Origin of the sequence: Amycolatopsis dendrobii (assembly GCF_014145675.1) — a bacterium.
GTDB classification, from domain to species: domain Bacteria; phylum Actinomycetota; class Actinomycetes; order Mycobacteriales; family Pseudonocardiaceae; genus Amycolatopsis; species Amycolatopsis dendrobii.
The window spans coordinates 17419-32850 of the sequence record NZ_JACGZW010000001.1 but is presented as its reverse complement, the minus strand read 5'-3'; the positions used below and the strand labels follow the sequence as shown (position 1 = coordinate 32850).

The following is a 15432-nucleotide window of genomic DNA, read 5'->3' as shown; positions in this document are numbered from 1 at the left end:
GACTCAGCGCTTCTTCTTCCCCGACGGACGCTGCTTCGGGTGCCGCGCGGGAACACCGGCCGCGGCGGCCATGGCCTTTTCCTTGCGGAGTTCGGCGGCCAGCTGGTCCTCGTCGCCCGCGTCGAACTCGTCCTCGGCTTCGCGCTTCGCGGCCTTCGCCCGGCGGGCGGCGACCCGTTCGGCCTGCTGGCGGTACTGCGGGTCGCGCATCTTGAAGTCGACCAGCAGCGGCGTCGCCAGCGCGACCGACGACAGGACACCCACCAACGTACCGGTGAGCTGCACCAGCGCCAGGTCCTGCAGCGTGCCCGAGCCGAGCAGGATATAGCCGACGATCAGCAGGCCCAGGATCGGCAGCAGCGCGATGAACGCGGTGTTGAACGATCGCATCAGGGTCTGGTTCAGCGCCAGGTTCGCCGCTTCGGCGTACGTGCGCCGCGACAGGCCGAGCAGGCCGCGGGTGTTCTCCCGGACCTTGTCGAACACCACCACGGTGTCGTACAGCGAGAAGCCGAGAATCGTCAGCAGGCCGATCACCGTCGCCGGCGTGACCTCGAAGCCCACGAGCGAGTACACGCCCGCGGTGACCACGATGTCGTGCAGCAGCGAGATGAGCGCCGCGAACGCCATCCTGGTGTCGAAGTAGATCGCCAGGAAGATCACGACCGCGACCAGGAACACGCCGAGCGCGATCAGGGCCTGGCGCGAGATCTCGTCGCCCCACGACGCGCTCACCGCGCTGTCGCTGATCGCCTGCTCGCTCGACTTGCCGTTGCTGCCGATCGGGCCGAGGTCCTCGAAGATCTGCTTCTTGACCTTCGCGACCTGGTCGGCGGTCAGCGTCTCGGAGCGGGTCTGGATGGTCGCCGCGTTGCCGGTGCCGACCGTCTGGGTCTCCGCCGGGGCCTCGCCCAGCGCCGTGTTGAACGACTTGATCACCTGGTCCTGGGTGATCTGGCCGTGCGAACCGTGCGCGGGCAGCTGGATCTGCGTGCCGCCCTCGAACTCGATGCCCACGTTGAAGCCGCGGAAGACCATCGAGCCGATGCACACCAGGAGCAGCAGCGCGAAGAACAGGTACCAGCGCTTGCGCGAGCCGACGATGTCGACCGCGCCGGTGCCGACGTAGAGCCGGTGGAAGAAGCTCTCCTTCTTGGCCGGCTTGGCCGCCGTGCTGCCCGAGCCGTTCGGGCCTTCCGGGCTGTCCGACGTGACGCCCGCGGTTTCGTCGCTCACGTCAGGCCTCCTTCACGTTCGCGCGGCGGCCGGGAGCGGGGCGCGCGGACTTGCGCTGCGAGCCGAGCTTCTGGACGGCGCCGAGGCCGAGATTCCGGGGGTTGGACAGGAACTTCGACTTCGAGGTCGACACCATCGCCACGAGCGGATGCGTGACCAGGTAGACGACCACCAGGTCGAGCACCGTCGACATGCCGAGGGTGAAGGCGAAGCCCTGCACGTCGCCGACCGCGATGATGTACAGGATCGCGGCGGCGAGGAAGCTGACCGCGTCCGAGGCCAGAATCGTGCGCCGCGCCCTCGCCCAGCCGCGCGGCACCGCGGACCGGAACGTCCGGCCCTCCCGGATCTCGTCCTTCAATCGTTCGAAGTAAATGACGAAGGAGTCCGCCGTGATGCCGATCGCGATGATCAGGCCGGCGACGCCCGCGAGGTCGAGCGTGTACCCGATCCAGCGGCCGAGCAGCACCAGCACCGCGTAGACGAGCAGGCCGGACAGCACCAGCGACCAGATCGTGAGGATGCCGAGCAGCCGGTAATAGAACAGGCAGTACACGAACACGACGGCGAGACCGATCGCTCCGGCGATCAGGCCTGCCTGCAGCGAGGCGTAGCCGAGCGTCGCGGACACCGTGGTGGCGTCGGACGAGTCGAACGACAGCGGCAGCGAACCGTACTTGAGGATGTCGGCCAGGTTCTTCGCGTCGGTCTGGGTGAACTTGCCGGTGATCTGCGTGTTGCCGCCGAGGATGGCGTTCTGCACGGTCGGCGCCGACACCACGTCCGTGTCGAGCACGAACGCCGCCTGCTTGCCGATGTTGGCCGAGGTGAAGTCGCCCCAGGTCTTGCCGCCCGCGCTCTTGAAGCTCAGGTCGACGATCCACTGGCCGCGCTGCTGGTCGTAGCCGGAGTTGGCGTTCGCGATCTCGGTGCCGGGGATGATCTCCGGGCCGAGCACGTACTTGGTGGCGTCCTTGTCGCCGCAGGTGACCAGCGGCTGGTTCGGCAGGTCGTTGCCCTCCAGCGGGTCCGCGGCGTTCGGCGCGCAGGTGAGCGCGGCGAGCGCCTTCTGCTGCGCGGCCTGCGCGGCGGCGGCCTCCTGCTGGTTCTTCGGGTCCTTCGGCATCAGCGCGGGGGCCTGGCGCACGGCGCGGGCCTGCTCGATCGGGTTCTTGCCCGCGTCCTGGCCGCCTGCTCCCGAGGCCGGGGCCGACGGCGTCGAGCTCGGCGACTGCTGCGCCGGGGCGCCTTCCGCTCCCCCGCCGCCGGCGGGCTTGCTCGGCGCGGTCGCCGGGGCGCTGGGGGCGCCGGAGGCGGGAGCGGAGGGCGGCGCGGCCGGGGTGTTCGGGACCGAGGTGATCACCTCGCGGATCCCGAGCTTGGCGGTCCGGCCCAGGTTCTTCGCCTCGTCGCCCTGCTCGCCCGGCACGGTGATCACGATGTTGTTGCCGTCGAGCACCACCTCGGTGCCGCCGACGCCGATCCCGTTGACGCGGGTCTCGATGATCTGGCGCGCCTGGTTCAGCGAGTCGCGGGTGGGCTGGCCGCCGTCGGGCGTGCGCGCGGTGAGCGTGACCCGGGTGCCGCCCTGGAGGTCGATGCCGAGTTTCGGCGTCGCTTTGCCGCTGCCGGTGAAGAACACCAAGGCGTACAGCACGACCACGATCAGGGCGAAGAAGGCGAGATAGCGTCCCGGGCGGAGATGCCCGGCCGATGGTGCCACTGTGCTTCGGTCTCCTCGAACTGGCACGGACTGGATGGACCCCAAGTGCTTCGGGTGCGCGAGCCGGAAGGGGGTCCCCCGGACGCGGCTGGGCGTGAACTATGACGGCGGACACGCACGCAGCACCGAGACAGTACTCGGTGCTGCGTGAGCCCGGCGTTCGCCCGTACCGACTTTCGTAGGCTGTGGGCGGATCACTGCCCGGTGAAGCGCGGAGGCTACTTCTTCCCGTGCTCGAGCGGGGGCGCCACCTGCGCACCGGAGGTCTGCTTCTCCTCGGCGGAGATCGACTCCTGGGCAGGAGCCTCCGACGACGCCGCCGCGGTTTCCGGGGCCGACTCGATGCCCGCGACCTCGGTCTCGGCCGAGTCCTCGTTCTCCTCGCCCTCGACGACGGGCTCGACCTTCTCGCGCACCGCGAGCCGCAGCCAGGTGGTGACGACGCCCGGCGCGATCTCGATGTCGATCGTGGTGTCGCTGCTCGTGTCGGCGACCGTGCCGTACAGGCCCGACGTGGTCATCACGCGGTCGCCCGGGGCGATGCTGTTCTGCATCTCCTGCTGAGCCGCCTGCTGCTTCTTCTGCTTGCGGGTGCCCATGACGAGCGGCACGGCCACCACGAGCAGCAGCAGCAACGGCAGCAGTAACTGGTTCATGACTCTCCTCGACGGACGCCTTTCTCGGCTGCCCGCGTCCGGTTTCGACGGATGTGCTGTGTTCGAGTGTGCCAGGTACCGGCGGAAACGCCACCACCCGGGCCGCTGTCCGCCCTTGTCAGGCCTGGTCGAACAGCGTCGGACCACCCTGGTCCGGCCGTCCGGCCTCCGGGGGCGGCACGAGTCCGAGGTGGTGCCACGCGGCGGCGGTCGCGACCCGGCCGCGCGGAGTGCGGGCGAGCATACCGGCCCGGACCAGGTAGGGCTCGCACACCTCCTCGACCGTCGTGGCCTCCTCGCCGACGGCGACCGCGAGGGTCGAAATGCCCACCGGCCCCCCGCCGAACGAGCGGGTCAAAGCGCCGAGGACGGCGCGGTCCAGGCGGTCCAGCCCCAGCTCGTCGACGTCGTAGACCTTCAGCGCGGCCTGCGCGACCTCCAGGGTCACCTTGCCGTCGGCGCGCACCTCGGCGTAGTCGCGGACCCGGCGCAGCAGCCGGTTGGCGATGCGGGGCGTGCCGCGCGAACGGCCGGCGATCTCGGCGCAGCCGTCGCTGTCGATCTCGATGCCGAGGATCTTCGCGGCCCGGCGGACGACCAGCTCCAGCTCGGCCGCGGAATAGAACTCCATCTGGCCGGTGAAGCCGAACCGGTCGCGCAGCGGCCCGGTCAGCGATCCGGATCTCGTGGTGGCCCCGACCAGCGTGAACGGCGCGATCTCCAGCGGGATGCTGGTCGCCCCTGGCCCCTTGCCGACGACGACGTCGACCCGGAAGTCCTCCATCGCGAGGTACAGCATCTCCTCGGCGGGCCGGGCGATGCGGTGGATCTCGTCGATGAACAGGACGTCGCCGGGCGCCAGGTTGGACAGCATCGCGGCCAGGTCGCCCGCGCGTTCCAGGGCGGGCCCGGAGGTGATCCGGATGGCCGCGCCCAGTTCGGCGGCGACGATCATCGCCATGCTCGTCTTGCCGAGGCCGGGCGGGCCGGACAGCAGCACGTGGTCCGGCGGGACGTCGCGCCGCCGGGCGCTCTCCAGCACCAGTTCCAGCTGCTCGCGAACGCGTTCCTGGCCGACGAACTCGTCCAGTTTCCGCGGCCGGAGCGAGGTTTCCAGGTCGCGTTCGCCGGTCTGGGCGAGCGCGGACAGGGTTTCGTCGTCCGCCTCGTACCCGCCGGTGTCGAACTCGGTCACTTCGTGGTTCATCGGCGGCTACCGCTTGCGGCCCAGCGCGGCCAGCGCCGCGCGCAGCACCGACGACGTGGTGTGCCCGTCGCCCTCGGACAGCACCTTGTCCACCGCCTGCTCGGCTTGTCTGGCCGGGAAACCCAGGCCGGCCAGCGCTTCGACCACCTCGCCGCGCAGCGCGCCGGGCGCGGTGACGACCGGGGCGTCGCCGGCTCCGCCGAGCGCGGTGACCTTGTCCCGCAGTTCGAGGCTGAGCCGTTCCGCTCCCTTGCGGCCGATGCCGGGGACCTGGGTGAGCACGGTGATGTTGCCTTCGACGAGCGCCGCGCGCAGCTTGTCCGGCTCCAGCACGGCCAGGGTCGCCAGCGCGAGCCGCGGCCCGATCCCGGACACCGTCTGGAGCAGGCCGAACAGTTCGCGCGCGTCTTCCTCGGCGAACCCGAAGAGGGTCAGCGAGTCCTCGCGCACGACCAGTGCGGTGTGCAGCCGCGTCTGCTCGCCGCGGCGCAGCGTGGCCAGCGTCGCCGGGGTGGCCTGCACGGCGAGGCCGACGCCGCCGACCTCGACCACCACGTGGTCGAGGCCGACGGACAGCACTTCGCCGCGTACCGAGGAGATCATCGTCGTGCTCCTGTTTCGTTCTTCTTCGTGGTGGTTCCGGCCGCCTTGGCCGCGGCCGCCAGCCGGGCCTTGTGGGCGCGGACCAGTTCGGCCGCGCGGGCCTCGGCCTCGGCGAGGCGGACCCGCATCGGCTCGCGCCAGAGGTGGCAGATGGCGAGCGCGAGCGCGTCGGCCGCGTCCGCCGGATGCGGTTTGACCTCGAGCCCGAGCAGCCGCATCACCATGGTGGTGACCTGTGCTTTGTCCGCGCGGCCGGACCCGGTGACAGCGGCCTTGACCTCGCTGGGCGTGTGGAAGACGACCGGCAGCCCGCGTCGCGCCGCCGACAGCGCCACGACCCCGCCCGCCTGCGCGGTGCCCATCGCGGTGCGGACGTTGTGCTGCGCGAACACCCGCTCGACGGCCACCGCCTCGGGCCGGTACCGGTCGAGCCAGCGCTCCACCTCGTCGGCGACGCCGAGCAGCCGCTGCGCGAGATCCTGGTCGGCGGGCGTGCGCACGACCCCGACCGCGACCGGGCGCACCGACCGGCCCTTGCCGCCGTCGACCACGCCGAGGCCGCACCTGGTCAGACCGGGGTCGACCCCGAGCACCCGCACCGTTTCTCCTTCGCCCGCGCGAACATTAGTTCGAGATGCAGGCTAACGGTCGAAGCGGATGGCCCCGCGCAGACACGCACTAACACACGTGCACACGTGTCGGCACCGCCGGCGACCTGGCGGACGGAGCCGCCCGCGAGCAGGATGAAGGCATGCCGGGACCGGAGGATTACGTCGCGCACCTGGGCTTGGAGCCGCTGCCGGTGGAGGGCGGCCGGTTCGCGCAGAGCTGGCGCGCGGTCGAGGGGTCGGCGATCTATTACCTGCTCACCGCGCCCGAGATCTCCGCGCCGCACCGGCTCGACCGGGTCGAGGTGTTCGTGCACCACGCCGGTTCGCCCGCGCGGATGCTCCTGCTGCATCCCGACGGGCAGGTGACGCGCCCGGTGCTGGGCGGCGACGTGGCCGCCGGGGAACGTCCGCAGGTGGTGGTGCCCGCGGGAACGTGGCAGGCGACGGTGCCGCTCGGCGCGTGGAGCCTGCTCGGCACCGTGGTGATGCCGCCTTATACCGACGACTGCGTGGAGTTCGCGGACCCGGAGACGCTGGCCGCGCAATTTCCCGACGCCGCCGCCGACCTGGCCGCGCTCGGCCGCGATTAGCCGGTCAGGGGCCGTCGACGCCGGGCGTCCAGCTCTCCGGGTCCCCGCTCTCGGTGAGCACCGGCTGCCATTCGGCGAAGCCCTCGGGCGCGTCGGCGTGCCACGGGAAGTGCCCGTCCGGCGTCGCGACGATCATCTGCAGCGCCGGGAAGTCGCCGTCCGGGTAGACGAGGAACGCGGACCCGAAGTACTCCGGGTAGTGGCCTTTCGCGACGCGTTCGAAGATCACCGGCGCGCCGTCGAAGAAATCGTCGTAGCGTTTGCCGACCTCGAAGATCTCGCCGTTGGCGGAGCGGTCGACGTACGCGTCGAGCAGGACAGGGGCCATGTGGTCGGGCAGGCCGATCACGACGGCCTCGGGCACGTTGTGCAACGCCCACGCGCACGCGGTGAAGCAGTAGCCGGCCCCCTGGTCGTCGGCGGGCACGGCGATGACCGCGTTGCCCCGTTCCCTTGCCTGGGTCTCGATCCAGGCGATGAGGCTCTGCTCTTGCTCGGTGAGGGCGGAGGTCGTCACGGCGGACATTCTGCCCCACCCGCGCGCCCGAGCCCAGTCCCCGCGCCGGTCATTTTCCCGCAGCCCCAAGGATTTTCGCGGTTTCCGTTGTGCGGCAAGGGAAAACCCGGACGAAAACGGCCGCGCCCCCGGAGTGCCGGGAGCGCGGCCGGGTCGCGCGAGATTGGATCAGTCCACCTCGGCCATGACCTCGTCGGAGACGCGGAATCCGGCACAGTGCGTACACGTTGCCCGTCCCGCCGTCGGCATCAGTCCACCTCGGCCATAACCTCGTCGGATACGTCGAAGTTGGCGTACACGTTCTGCACGTCGTCGCAGTCCTCGAGCGCGTCGATCAGCTTGAAGACCTTCTTCGCCCCGTCGACGTCGAGCGGCACGCTCACCGACGGCAGGAAGGTCAGCTCGGCCGATTCGTACTCGAACCCGGCCTCCTGCAGCGCCTTGCGCACCGGGACGAGGTCGGTTCCCTCGGAGACGATCTCGAAGTTCTCGTCGAGGTCGTTGACCTCCTCGGCGCCCGCGTCGAGGACCGCCATGAGGACGTCGTCCTCGGTGGCGTCCGCCTTGGGCATGATCACGACGCCCTTGCGGTTGAACATGTAGGCGACCGAGCCGGGGTCGGCGAGCGAGCCGTTGTTGCGCGTGAGCGCGGTGCGGACCTCCATCGCGGCGCGGTTCTTGTTGTCGGTGAGGCACTCGATCAGCACCGCGACGCCGTTGGGGCCGTAGCCCTCGTAGGTGATGGTCTGCCAGTCGGCTCCGCCCGCCTCCTCGCCGGCGCCGCGCTTGCGCGCGCGCTCGATGTTGTCCTGCGGGACGGAGTTCTTCTTCGCCTTCTGGATGGCGTCGTACAGCGTGGGGTTGCCGTCCGGGTCCCCTCCCCCGGTCCCGGTGCGGGCGGCGACCTCGATGTTCTTGATCAGCCGCGCGAAGAGCTTGCCCCGCTTGGCGTCGAGGTTCGCCTTCTTGTGCTTCGTCGTGGCCCACTTGGAGTGGCCGCTCATCTTTCCTCCATCTGTTCCCGCGGCCGCGTGCCTCCCGGCGCGGCCGCCGCAATCCTTGCTCAGGCTTTCCGCACGAGCTCGACGAACAGCCGGTGCACGCGCTCGTCCCGGGTGATCTCCGGGTGGAACGCCGTGGCCACCACCGCCCCCTGCCGGACGGCGACGATCCTATCCGCCCTGGGCCCGTCCGGCGGGTCCTCCGGGTCCGGCACGGTGGCCAGCACCTCGACGCCGTCTCCCGCCTTCTCGACCCACGGGGCCCGGATGAACACCGCGTGCAGCGGCCCGCCGGCCACGCCGGCGAACGGGAGGTCGGCCTCGAAGGAGTCGACCTGCCTGCCGAACGCGTTGCGCCGCACGACCACGTCGAGGCCGCCGAGCTGCTGCTGGTCCGGGCGCCCGTCGAGCACCTGGCGGGCCAGCAGGATCATCCCGGCGCACGAGCCGAACGCCGGCAGGCCGCCGGCGATCCGCTCGCGCAGCGGTTCGAGCAGCTCGAAGGTCTCGAGCAGCCGCGACATCGTGGTGGACTCCCCGCCGGGCAGCACCAGGCCGTCCACTCGGGACAGCTCGGAGAGGCGGCGCACCGGAACCGCGCGGGCCCCCGCGCTCTCCAGCATCGCGACGTGCTCGCGCACGGCGCCTTGCAGGGCGAGCACGCCGACCGCCGGCCGTGCTCCCGTAGCTGTCGCCACCAAACCTCCCGTGAGACGTTCACGTCAGCTTAGGGGGGCCGTCCGGAACGCAACCGGGCAGGTCAGGCGGGCAGCATCGGGGCCGCCGCCCGGCTGGGGAGCGCTCCGGCGGCCGGTCCGGGGCCGACGTGAAGTGGACTGCTGAAATCTGTCGCCAGTGGACACCTCGAAGGTGGTCTCCGCTGGAGCCGGGCCAGCCGCTCTGCCGCGGGCTGATCCCGTCTCCCATGGTAGGCCGTTCCGGAAGCCCCAGGTCAACGCTTCCCGGTGGAAAAGTGACCGAGCCCAAGTGGATCTTTCCGGGCGAGAAGTGGCCTTCCGAGATAGCCGTGCAATGGCCTGCCTCAGCGGTCCACCGTCGTCTTACCCTGGAGGAGAAGACCAAGTCAGCTCCCCCAAGAAAGGCCCGCAAGGTGTCGCAGCAGCAGAACGCCGAACCCCAGACCGTCACCGGCACCGCGAAGGTCAAACGCGGCATGGCGGAGATGCTCAAGGGCGGCGTGATCATGGACGTCGTGACCGCCGACCAGGCCAAGATCGCCGAGGACGCGGGCGCGGTCGCCGTCATGGCGCTGGAGCGCGTCCCCGCGGACATCCGCGCCCAGGGCGGCGTCGCCCGGATGAGCGACCCGGACCTGATCGACGGCATCATCGAAGCGGTGTCGATCCCGGTCATGGCGAAGGCGCGGATCGGCCACTTCGTCGAGGCGCAGGTGCTGCAGTCGCTCGGCGTCGACTACATCGACGAGTCCGAGGTGCTCACCCCCGCCGACTACGCGAACCACATCGACAAGTGGGCGTTCACCGTCCCGTTCGTCTGCGGCGCGACCAACCTCGGCGAAGCACTGCGCCGCATCACCGAGGGCGCGGCGATGATCCGCTCGAAGGGCGAAGCGGGCACCGGCGACGTCTCGAACGCGACCACCCACATGCGCAAGATCCGCGGCGAGATCCGCCGCCTGCAGTCGCTGCCGGAGGACGAACTGTTCGTCGCGGCGAAGGAACTGCAGGCGCCGTACGAACTGGTCCGCGAGGTGGCCGAGGCGGGCAAGCTCCCGGTCGTCCTGTTCACCGCGGGCGGCATCGCCACCCCGGCCGACGCGGCGATGATGATGCAACTGGGCGCCGAGGGCGTGTTCGTGGGCTCGGGCATCTTCAAGTCCGGCAACCCGGCGCAGCGCGCGGAGGCGATCGTGAAGGCCACGACGTTCCACGACGACCCGGACGTGCTGGCGAAGGTTTCGCGCGGGCTTGGGGAGGCCATGGTGGGGATCAACGTCGAGGACGTGCCGGAGCCGCACCGGCTCGCTGAGCGCGGTTGGTGACTCGCCGGGGTTCGCCCCGTTCCACCTGATCCCAGTGCAAGCAAGGGGCGAGGGCTTCGGCCCTCGCCCCTTGAGCTGGGTCATCCGGTTCGCCGAATACCCCATCTTGGGCCGCGGCAGCGGGCCAAGCCGCCATCGCCTCGGGGCAGCGGGACGGAATACAGCTCGCGCATGCCCCCGGCTACCGGATCCGCGGCGCAGCGACCTGGACGCCGTGCGACAACGTCGGCGCAACGGAAAGCAGCGAACCGTTTCCCGCGGGGTTCCCGATCACCCTTGCCTGCGCATGGCGTCGAGACAGCTTCTCTACGTCTCTGCGACCGGCCTGCGTCTCAAGCGCGGATTCACTCTGCCCGGTGTGACTTCACTGGCGAAACGCGCGTGTTCGCCTTGGCGACCGAGCCGCCGCAACCGCGGACGATGCGGGAGTGCGGGCAGCAGGCACCTGACGCCAGACGGGCGACCGTCCGCAGTTCGAGCGGGCACCTCGCGGGAAGACGGCTTGCTCGGCTGGGCCACCCGGCGGAGGCAGCGAACTCACAGGCATGCGGCGGCCCCGGGCAAGCGCCCGCCCCGATCGGCAAGCGGCGCTACGATCGACGTCCGGCTACGGAGCAGGCGCGCTCAGCGGCACAGAAGGGCGGCGGTCGATGACCGATCGTGCGCAAGGCGGAGGAAACCGTTATGCGGGCACTGCGCAAAAGGTGGTCCAGGCAGGTACAGTTTTTGGCGGAATTCGAATAGATACATCGAAAGTTCCCCTTCTTCCCGCACCCAACCAGCTCCCCGCGACGGTCGCGCATTTCACTGGCCGCGAGGCTGATCTGCGCCAGTTGCACAGCCTGCTGCCCGATGACGATGCGCACGAACCGGCCACATTGCTCATCTCCGCAATCGCAGGAATGGCAGGCGTCGGCAAAACAACTCTTGCGACCTACTGGGCGCACCGCATCAGAGACCGGTATCCGAATGGAGCGCTCTACGTCAATTTGCAGGGCTATTCGAACGAGAAAGTGGCGGACCCCGGCCCGGTTCTCGGCAGCTTCCTGCGCGCGCTCAACGTCCCCGATGCGGAGATTCCTGCTGACGTTGCTTCCCGAGCAGCACTTTTTCGGTCGCTGCTGACCGAACGTCGCGTTCTGGTGCTTCTCGACAACGCGGCCACTCCCGAGCAAATCCGGCCACTGCTCCCGGGGTCGCCGAGCTCACTGGTGATCGTGACAAGCCGCAGCCGGCTCTCGGGCCTGATCGCCCGGAACGGCGCTCGGCCGATCTTCCTCGGCCTCCTGTCCGACACAGAGGCGATGAGGCTGCTTCGCCGAATAGCGGGAGATGCTCGTATTGATTCCGAACCCACTGCCGCGACCGCACTCGCCGGGTATTGTGCGCATTTGCCGCTAGCATTGTGCATAGCAGCCGCCCGGGTTGTGGTAAATCCCCACAAAGCCATCGAGGAACTGGTCGCAGAGCTGAGCGCAGAGCGGAACAGGCTGGACTTCTTCAACACCGAGGACGAAGAAACGGCCGTCCGGGCCGTATTCTCCTGGTCGTATCGATCCCTCTCCCCGGATGCCGCGAAGATGTTTCGGCTGCTCAGCCTGTATCCAGTGCCGGTCATTGACATACCAGGAACCGCGGCACTGGCCGGAATTTCAAAGAAGTCAGCACGAGATCTCTTGCGTCTGCTGTTTGACGGGCACCTCCTGGAATCGCAGCCGGGCTCCGCTTATCGATTCCATGACCTCGTCCTGGCCTATGCGTCCGAGTGCCTCGAAGCCGATGAACCTCCCAGCAGCCGCGCCGAAGCTTTGCAGCGAATCAGCGGCTGGCACGAGTACCTCCGGCTGCGTGAGCACACCGTGGCTCACACTACCGAATGGGGACGCGCCACCGCATTAAGACAGGCGGGCGAACACGCACTTTTCTTCCATTGGCACGACGAGGCCATTCCGCTCCTCAAAGAATCTGCGACCATTTTCAGCACGATACGCGACCACCGGGGCGCCGGCCTGGCCCACCTAGGCCTAGGCGAGGCTTACCGAAAGCTGGATCAGCAGCACAGGTGCATCCAGCACTTGCAGAAAGCTGCCGACGAGTTCGCGAAGGCCAACTGTCGAGTGGACAGCTGCACAGCGTTGCATAAACTCGGCAAAGCCTGGGCTCGCGCTGGAAATCCAGGCAAAGCACAGGGAGCGCTCCAACACACACTGCAAATTATGGAGTCGTTGGGCAAAACCGCCGACGCCGACTTGGTGCTCAAGGAGTTAGCCGAAATCACTGCTGATGCCGCACCGCACCGCGATCGCCCGCTGGAGTAGGCCAGTGCGGACAGGCCGCATGCGTCCGACCCGACGTTGAGACCTCGTAGGTGGCGGGGCGCGGCTTCGCTTCGCACGTCAACGGAAGATAGCTGCCGGATGTCATGCCTGGCCACCGGCCTGCCCGCAGTTCGGCTCCTCGGCAGGCCGGGCGCTCGGGCTCAGCGCGGAGGGTCCGCGAAGGCACTCGTGCCGGTCGGCTCGGCGACGCAGCGCCGCACCGAGACGACCTCGTCTTGACCGGATGCTCTGCGTCAGCCGCGGATCAGTCCGCAACTGCCGGGTGCGGTGCCTGCGGGACGAACCGGCCAAGCGGTGAGCCACTGATGGCGGCACCGGGCAGAGGACGTTGGTCTCCGGTGGCAATGGCCCTCGCCCCTAACTGCGCCGGAGCGGCTGTCCCACGCTGGACCTGCCGCACGGGCAGGCTCGGCGGCTTCGGGTCCGGCGAGGAGGATGCAAGTGCCGCAACTGTTTCCGGTGCACAGCGCGCCGCACGGGACCAAGGTCGCCGTCGTCGGGGCGGGCGCGGTCGGTTCCACGATCGCCTACGCCTGTCAGATTCACGGCGTGGCCCACACCGTCGCGCTGTACGACACCGACGCGGCCAAGGTGCGAGCCCAGGTGCTCGATCTGCAGCACGGCAGCATGTTCACGCCGACCACGGCGATCATCGGCAGCGACGACGTCGGGGTGTGCGCGGACGCCGACGTCGTGGTGATCACCGCCGGAGCCAAACAACGCCCCGGGCAGAGCCGCATGGCGCTCGCCGAGGCGAACGTCGCGATGTGCCAGGCGCTGGTGCCGCGGCTGCTGGAGGTGGCGCCGGAAGCGATCCTGGTCCCGGTCACCAACCCCGTCGACGTCGTCACGCAGGCGGTCCTGGCCGTCAGCGGCCTCCCCGCGCACCGCGTCGTCGGCTCCGGCACCGTGCTGGACTCCTCCCGGCTGCGGTCGCTGATCTCCGAACGCGCCGGAGTCGGCGTGCCCAGCGTGCGCGCCTACATCGCCGGCGAGCACGGCGACAGCGCGGTGCCGCTGTGGTCGGGAGCCTTCGTCGGCTCGGTGCCGGTGTCCGATTGGAAGGTCGACGGCACCCCGACGTTCACCCAAGCGGTCCGGGACGACATCGCCCGGACCGTGACCAACGCGGCCTACGAGGTGATCGCGGGAAAAGGAGCCACCACCTACGCGGTGGGGCTGGCCGCCGCGTACATCCTCGACGCCGTCCTCGGGGACCAGCGCCTCATCCTCCCGGTCAGCAGCCTGGTTCAGGACTTCCACGGCATCGGCGGGGTGTGCATGTCGCTGCCGCGCCTGGTCGACCGCAGCGGGGCGGGCGTGCCCGAACCCGTGACGCCCTCGCCGGAAGAGCTCGCCCGGCTCCGCTCCTCCGCCGCACAGATCCGCAAGGTCTGCCGCGACCTGCGCCTGTGAACACGCGGTCGGCCCGCTGGCCGGCGAGCATGGCGGGTCCGGACCGGGCTGGAGCCTCGCGGGGTCAGGCCCGTACGGAGACGAGTTTCGCACGGGCTTCCTTCACGGACGGCCCGCCGGTGAAGCACCAGATGGCGATCACCGGGTCGCAGATGGCGCAGCCCAGCGACGACGTGTGCGCGAAGGGCAGAATCGGCGCGCCTTTGAGGTGGTGCATCACATCCAGAGTCGTGTGCAGCAGCCAGGCGACCCCGATGAAAGCCCACGATTCCAGCCCGCGGTAGGCGCAATAGGTCACCGCGGCGGCGAATGCCAGTTCCCACGGGCCGAACGCGCCGCTGCTCAGATAGGCGGCACCGGCGCCCGCGACCATGATCGCGTTGAAACGCCGGCGGTTCGGTTCGGCGACAAAGGAATTGAGGAGGGTGTAAGCAACGCCGATGAGAACGGCGGAAACGATGATCACCACCGCACGCTAAGGTCGCGGGTTCTCGCGCGTAACCGGCCTCGACGACACTTTTCGCCGGGTTCTGGCCAGCGCCGCGCCCGCTTGATCCCGCCGCCGCGGCGCTAGTCGCGCCCGGTCAGGTTCTCCGACTGCCATTGCCCGGGGCGGACGCCGGTCTGGCGCAGGAAGAACGCCGAAAAGTTCGCCGCGTCGGGGAAACCCAGCCGTTGCCCGCACCGCGCCGCGCTGAGCCGGTCGTGCACGAGCAACCGCTTGGCCTCCAAAACCAAGCGTTCGCACAGGTAGTCCTTGCAGCTGCGGCCGGTCGCCGCTCGGACGGCGCGCGTCAGGGTTCTCGGGGCGTACCCGAGCTTGCGGGCATAGCTGGCGACGTCGTGGCGGACCCGGAAATCCTCTTCCACCGCGATGCGGAATCGGCGGAAGAGGCCCTGCCCGGACTCGCTGTCCGCGGACGGCGGCGCGAGCCTCAGCAGCAGCGCGGACAGCACCAGGCCGAGCAGTTCGCCGGTCCGCGCCTGCGGTGCGGCGCCGGCCTCGCTGCGAAGATGCCCGAGCGCGGCGTTGATCAGCGGCCACTGCGCGGCGGGGGCCGTCCAGCACGCCGACGCACCGGGGCCGGCCGCCAGTTCGCGGCTGCCGGGGGCGGCCGGCGCCGTGGGCACGAACAGCACCAGGTCTCCGGCCAGGTCTCCGAGGTCGTCCCAGCGGTGCACGACGCCTGGCCGGATCCACACCACGCTCCGCGCCGCGAGCGGGCAGCTCGCGAAGTCGACCGAAACCCGGCCGTGGCCGCGCCGGACCACCGCGAGCACGTGGAAGTCGCCGCGTTCGGTCATGCCGCGGTTCAGCCGTCGCAGCTTCGCGAACGACATCGTCTCGACAGGCACGCCGGACTCTTGCGGCGGCTGGTAGGCAAGCTGACGAATCGCGGTCATGCTGTCCATTTTTCACCATGCCCGGTCCGGCCTCGACGATGCGCTCAGGCAGCCCGGGCGGTTGACTCGATGACAGGTTGATCAGCGTGGAGAAAGGAAAATTCTC

The 15432-nt window shown here is 69.7% G+C and carries 15 protein-coding genes; 4 read left to right on the top strand and 11 right to left on the bottom strand.

Annotated features, from left to right (window positions below; genetic code table 11):
- Nucleotides 1-3 precede the first annotated feature (3 nt).
- The 6 genes from secF to ruvC form a co-directional block, all read right to left on the bottom strand.
- Nucleotides 4-1236, bottom strand: coding sequence for a protein translocase subunit SecF (gene secF, locus H4281_RS00140; RefSeq protein ID WP_182888789.1), 1233 nt, complete (start codon nt 1234-1236; stop codon nt 4-6).
- 1 nt (nt 1237) lies between these two features.
- Nucleotides 1238-2959: a protein translocase subunit SecD gene (secD, locus tag H4281_RS00135; protein ID WP_182888788.1), complete on the bottom strand. Its 1722-nt coding sequence runs from the start codon at nt 2957-2959 to the stop codon at nt 1238-1240.
- Between the two features lie 218 nt (nt 2960-3177).
- A complete protein-coding gene (yajC, locus tag H4281_RS00130; RefSeq protein ID WP_182888787.1) occupies nt 3178-3615 on the bottom strand; it encodes a preprotein translocase subunit YajC in 438 nt (145 codons plus the stop codon).
- Nucleotides 3616-3733: 118 nt separating this feature from the next.
- Nucleotides 3734-4822, bottom strand: a complete 1089-nt coding sequence (ruvB, locus tag H4281_RS00125; protein ID WP_182888786.1) for a Holliday junction branch migration DNA helicase RuvB — start codon at nt 4820-4822, stop codon at nt 3734-3736.
- 6 nt (nt 4823-4828) lie between these two features.
- On the bottom strand, nt 4829-5425 hold the full coding sequence (gene ruvA, locus H4281_RS00120; RefSeq protein ID WP_182888785.1) for a Holliday junction branch migration protein RuvA: 597 nt from the start codon (nt 5423-5425) through the stop codon (nt 4829-4831).
- Nucleotides 5422-6024: a crossover junction endodeoxyribonuclease RuvC gene (gene ruvC, locus H4281_RS00115; RefSeq protein ID WP_182888784.1), complete on the bottom strand. Its 603-nt coding sequence runs from the start codon at nt 6022-6024 to the stop codon at nt 5422-5424. Before ruvC ends, ruvA begins: the two co-directional genes overlap by 4 nt.
- A 152-nt stretch (nt 6025-6176) precedes the next feature.
- Between ruvC and H4281_RS00110 the strand changes: the two genes are divergently transcribed.
- The gene (locus tag H4281_RS00110) at nt 6177-6626 is read left to right on the top strand and encodes a cupin domain-containing protein (RefSeq protein ID WP_182888783.1); all 450 of its coding nucleotides are present in this window, start codon (nt 6177-6179) and stop codon (nt 6624-6626) included.
- 4 nt (nt 6627-6630) lie between these two features.
- On the opposite strand, the gene H4281_RS00105 is transcribed toward H4281_RS00110, so the two are convergent.
- The 3 genes from H4281_RS00105 to pdxT form a co-directional block, all read right to left on the bottom strand.
- Complete coding sequence (locus H4281_RS00105) at nt 6631-7152, bottom strand: DUF4262 domain-containing protein (protein WP_182888782.1); 522 nt, start codon at nt 7150-7152, stop codon at nt 6631-6633.
- Nucleotides 7153-7391: 239 nt separating this feature from the next.
- The gene (locus H4281_RS00100; RefSeq protein ID WP_182888781.1) at nt 7392-8147 is read right to left on the bottom strand and encodes a YebC/PmpR family DNA-binding transcriptional regulator; all 756 of its coding nucleotides are present in this window, start codon (nt 8145-8147) and stop codon (nt 7392-7394) included.
- Nucleotides 8148-8206: 59 nt separating this feature from the next.
- Entirely contained in the window at nt 8207-8842 is a 636-nt protein-coding gene (pdxT, locus tag H4281_RS00095; RefSeq protein ID WP_182888780.1) for a pyridoxal 5'-phosphate synthase glutaminase subunit PdxT, read from the bottom strand.
- Nucleotides 8843-9255: 413 nt separating this feature from the next.
- Between pdxT and pdxS the strand changes: the two genes are divergently transcribed.
- The 3 genes from pdxS (at nt 9256) to H4281_RS00080 (ending at nt 13922) form a co-directional block, all read left to right on the top strand.
- Nucleotides 9256-10167 carry a pyridoxal 5'-phosphate synthase lyase subunit PdxS gene (gene pdxS / locus H4281_RS00090; RefSeq protein ID WP_037811282.1) on the top strand — a complete coding sequence of 304 codons (912 nt, stop codon included), beginning with the start codon at nt 9256-9258 and terminating at the stop codon, nt 10165-10167.
- Nucleotides 10168-10817: 650 nt separating this feature from the next.
- A complete protein-coding gene (locus H4281_RS00085; protein ID WP_182888779.1) occupies nt 10818-12485 on the top strand; it encodes an ATP-binding protein in 1668 nt (555 codons plus the stop codon).
- Nucleotides 12486-12947: 462 nt separating this feature from the next.
- Nucleotides 12948-13922 (top strand): L-lactate dehydrogenase, encoded by a 975-nt coding sequence (locus H4281_RS00080; protein WP_312872026.1) that lies wholly within the window; start codon nt 12948-12950, stop codon nt 13920-13922.
- Between the two features lie 64 nt (nt 13923-13986).
- On the opposite strand, the gene H4281_RS00075 is transcribed toward H4281_RS00080, so the two are convergent.
- Together H4281_RS00075 and H4281_RS00070 are read right to left on the bottom strand one after the other, a co-directional pair.
- Entirely contained in the window at nt 13987-14385 is a 399-nt protein-coding gene (locus tag H4281_RS00075) for a DUF6010 family protein (RefSeq protein WP_376771812.1), read from the bottom strand.
- Between the two features lie 107 nt (nt 14386-14492).
- Nucleotides 14493-15326: a helix-turn-helix domain-containing protein gene (locus H4281_RS00070; RefSeq protein WP_182888776.1), complete on the bottom strand. Its 834-nt coding sequence runs from the start codon at nt 15324-15326 to the stop codon at nt 14493-14495.
- Nucleotides 15327-15432 lie beyond the last annotated feature (106 nt).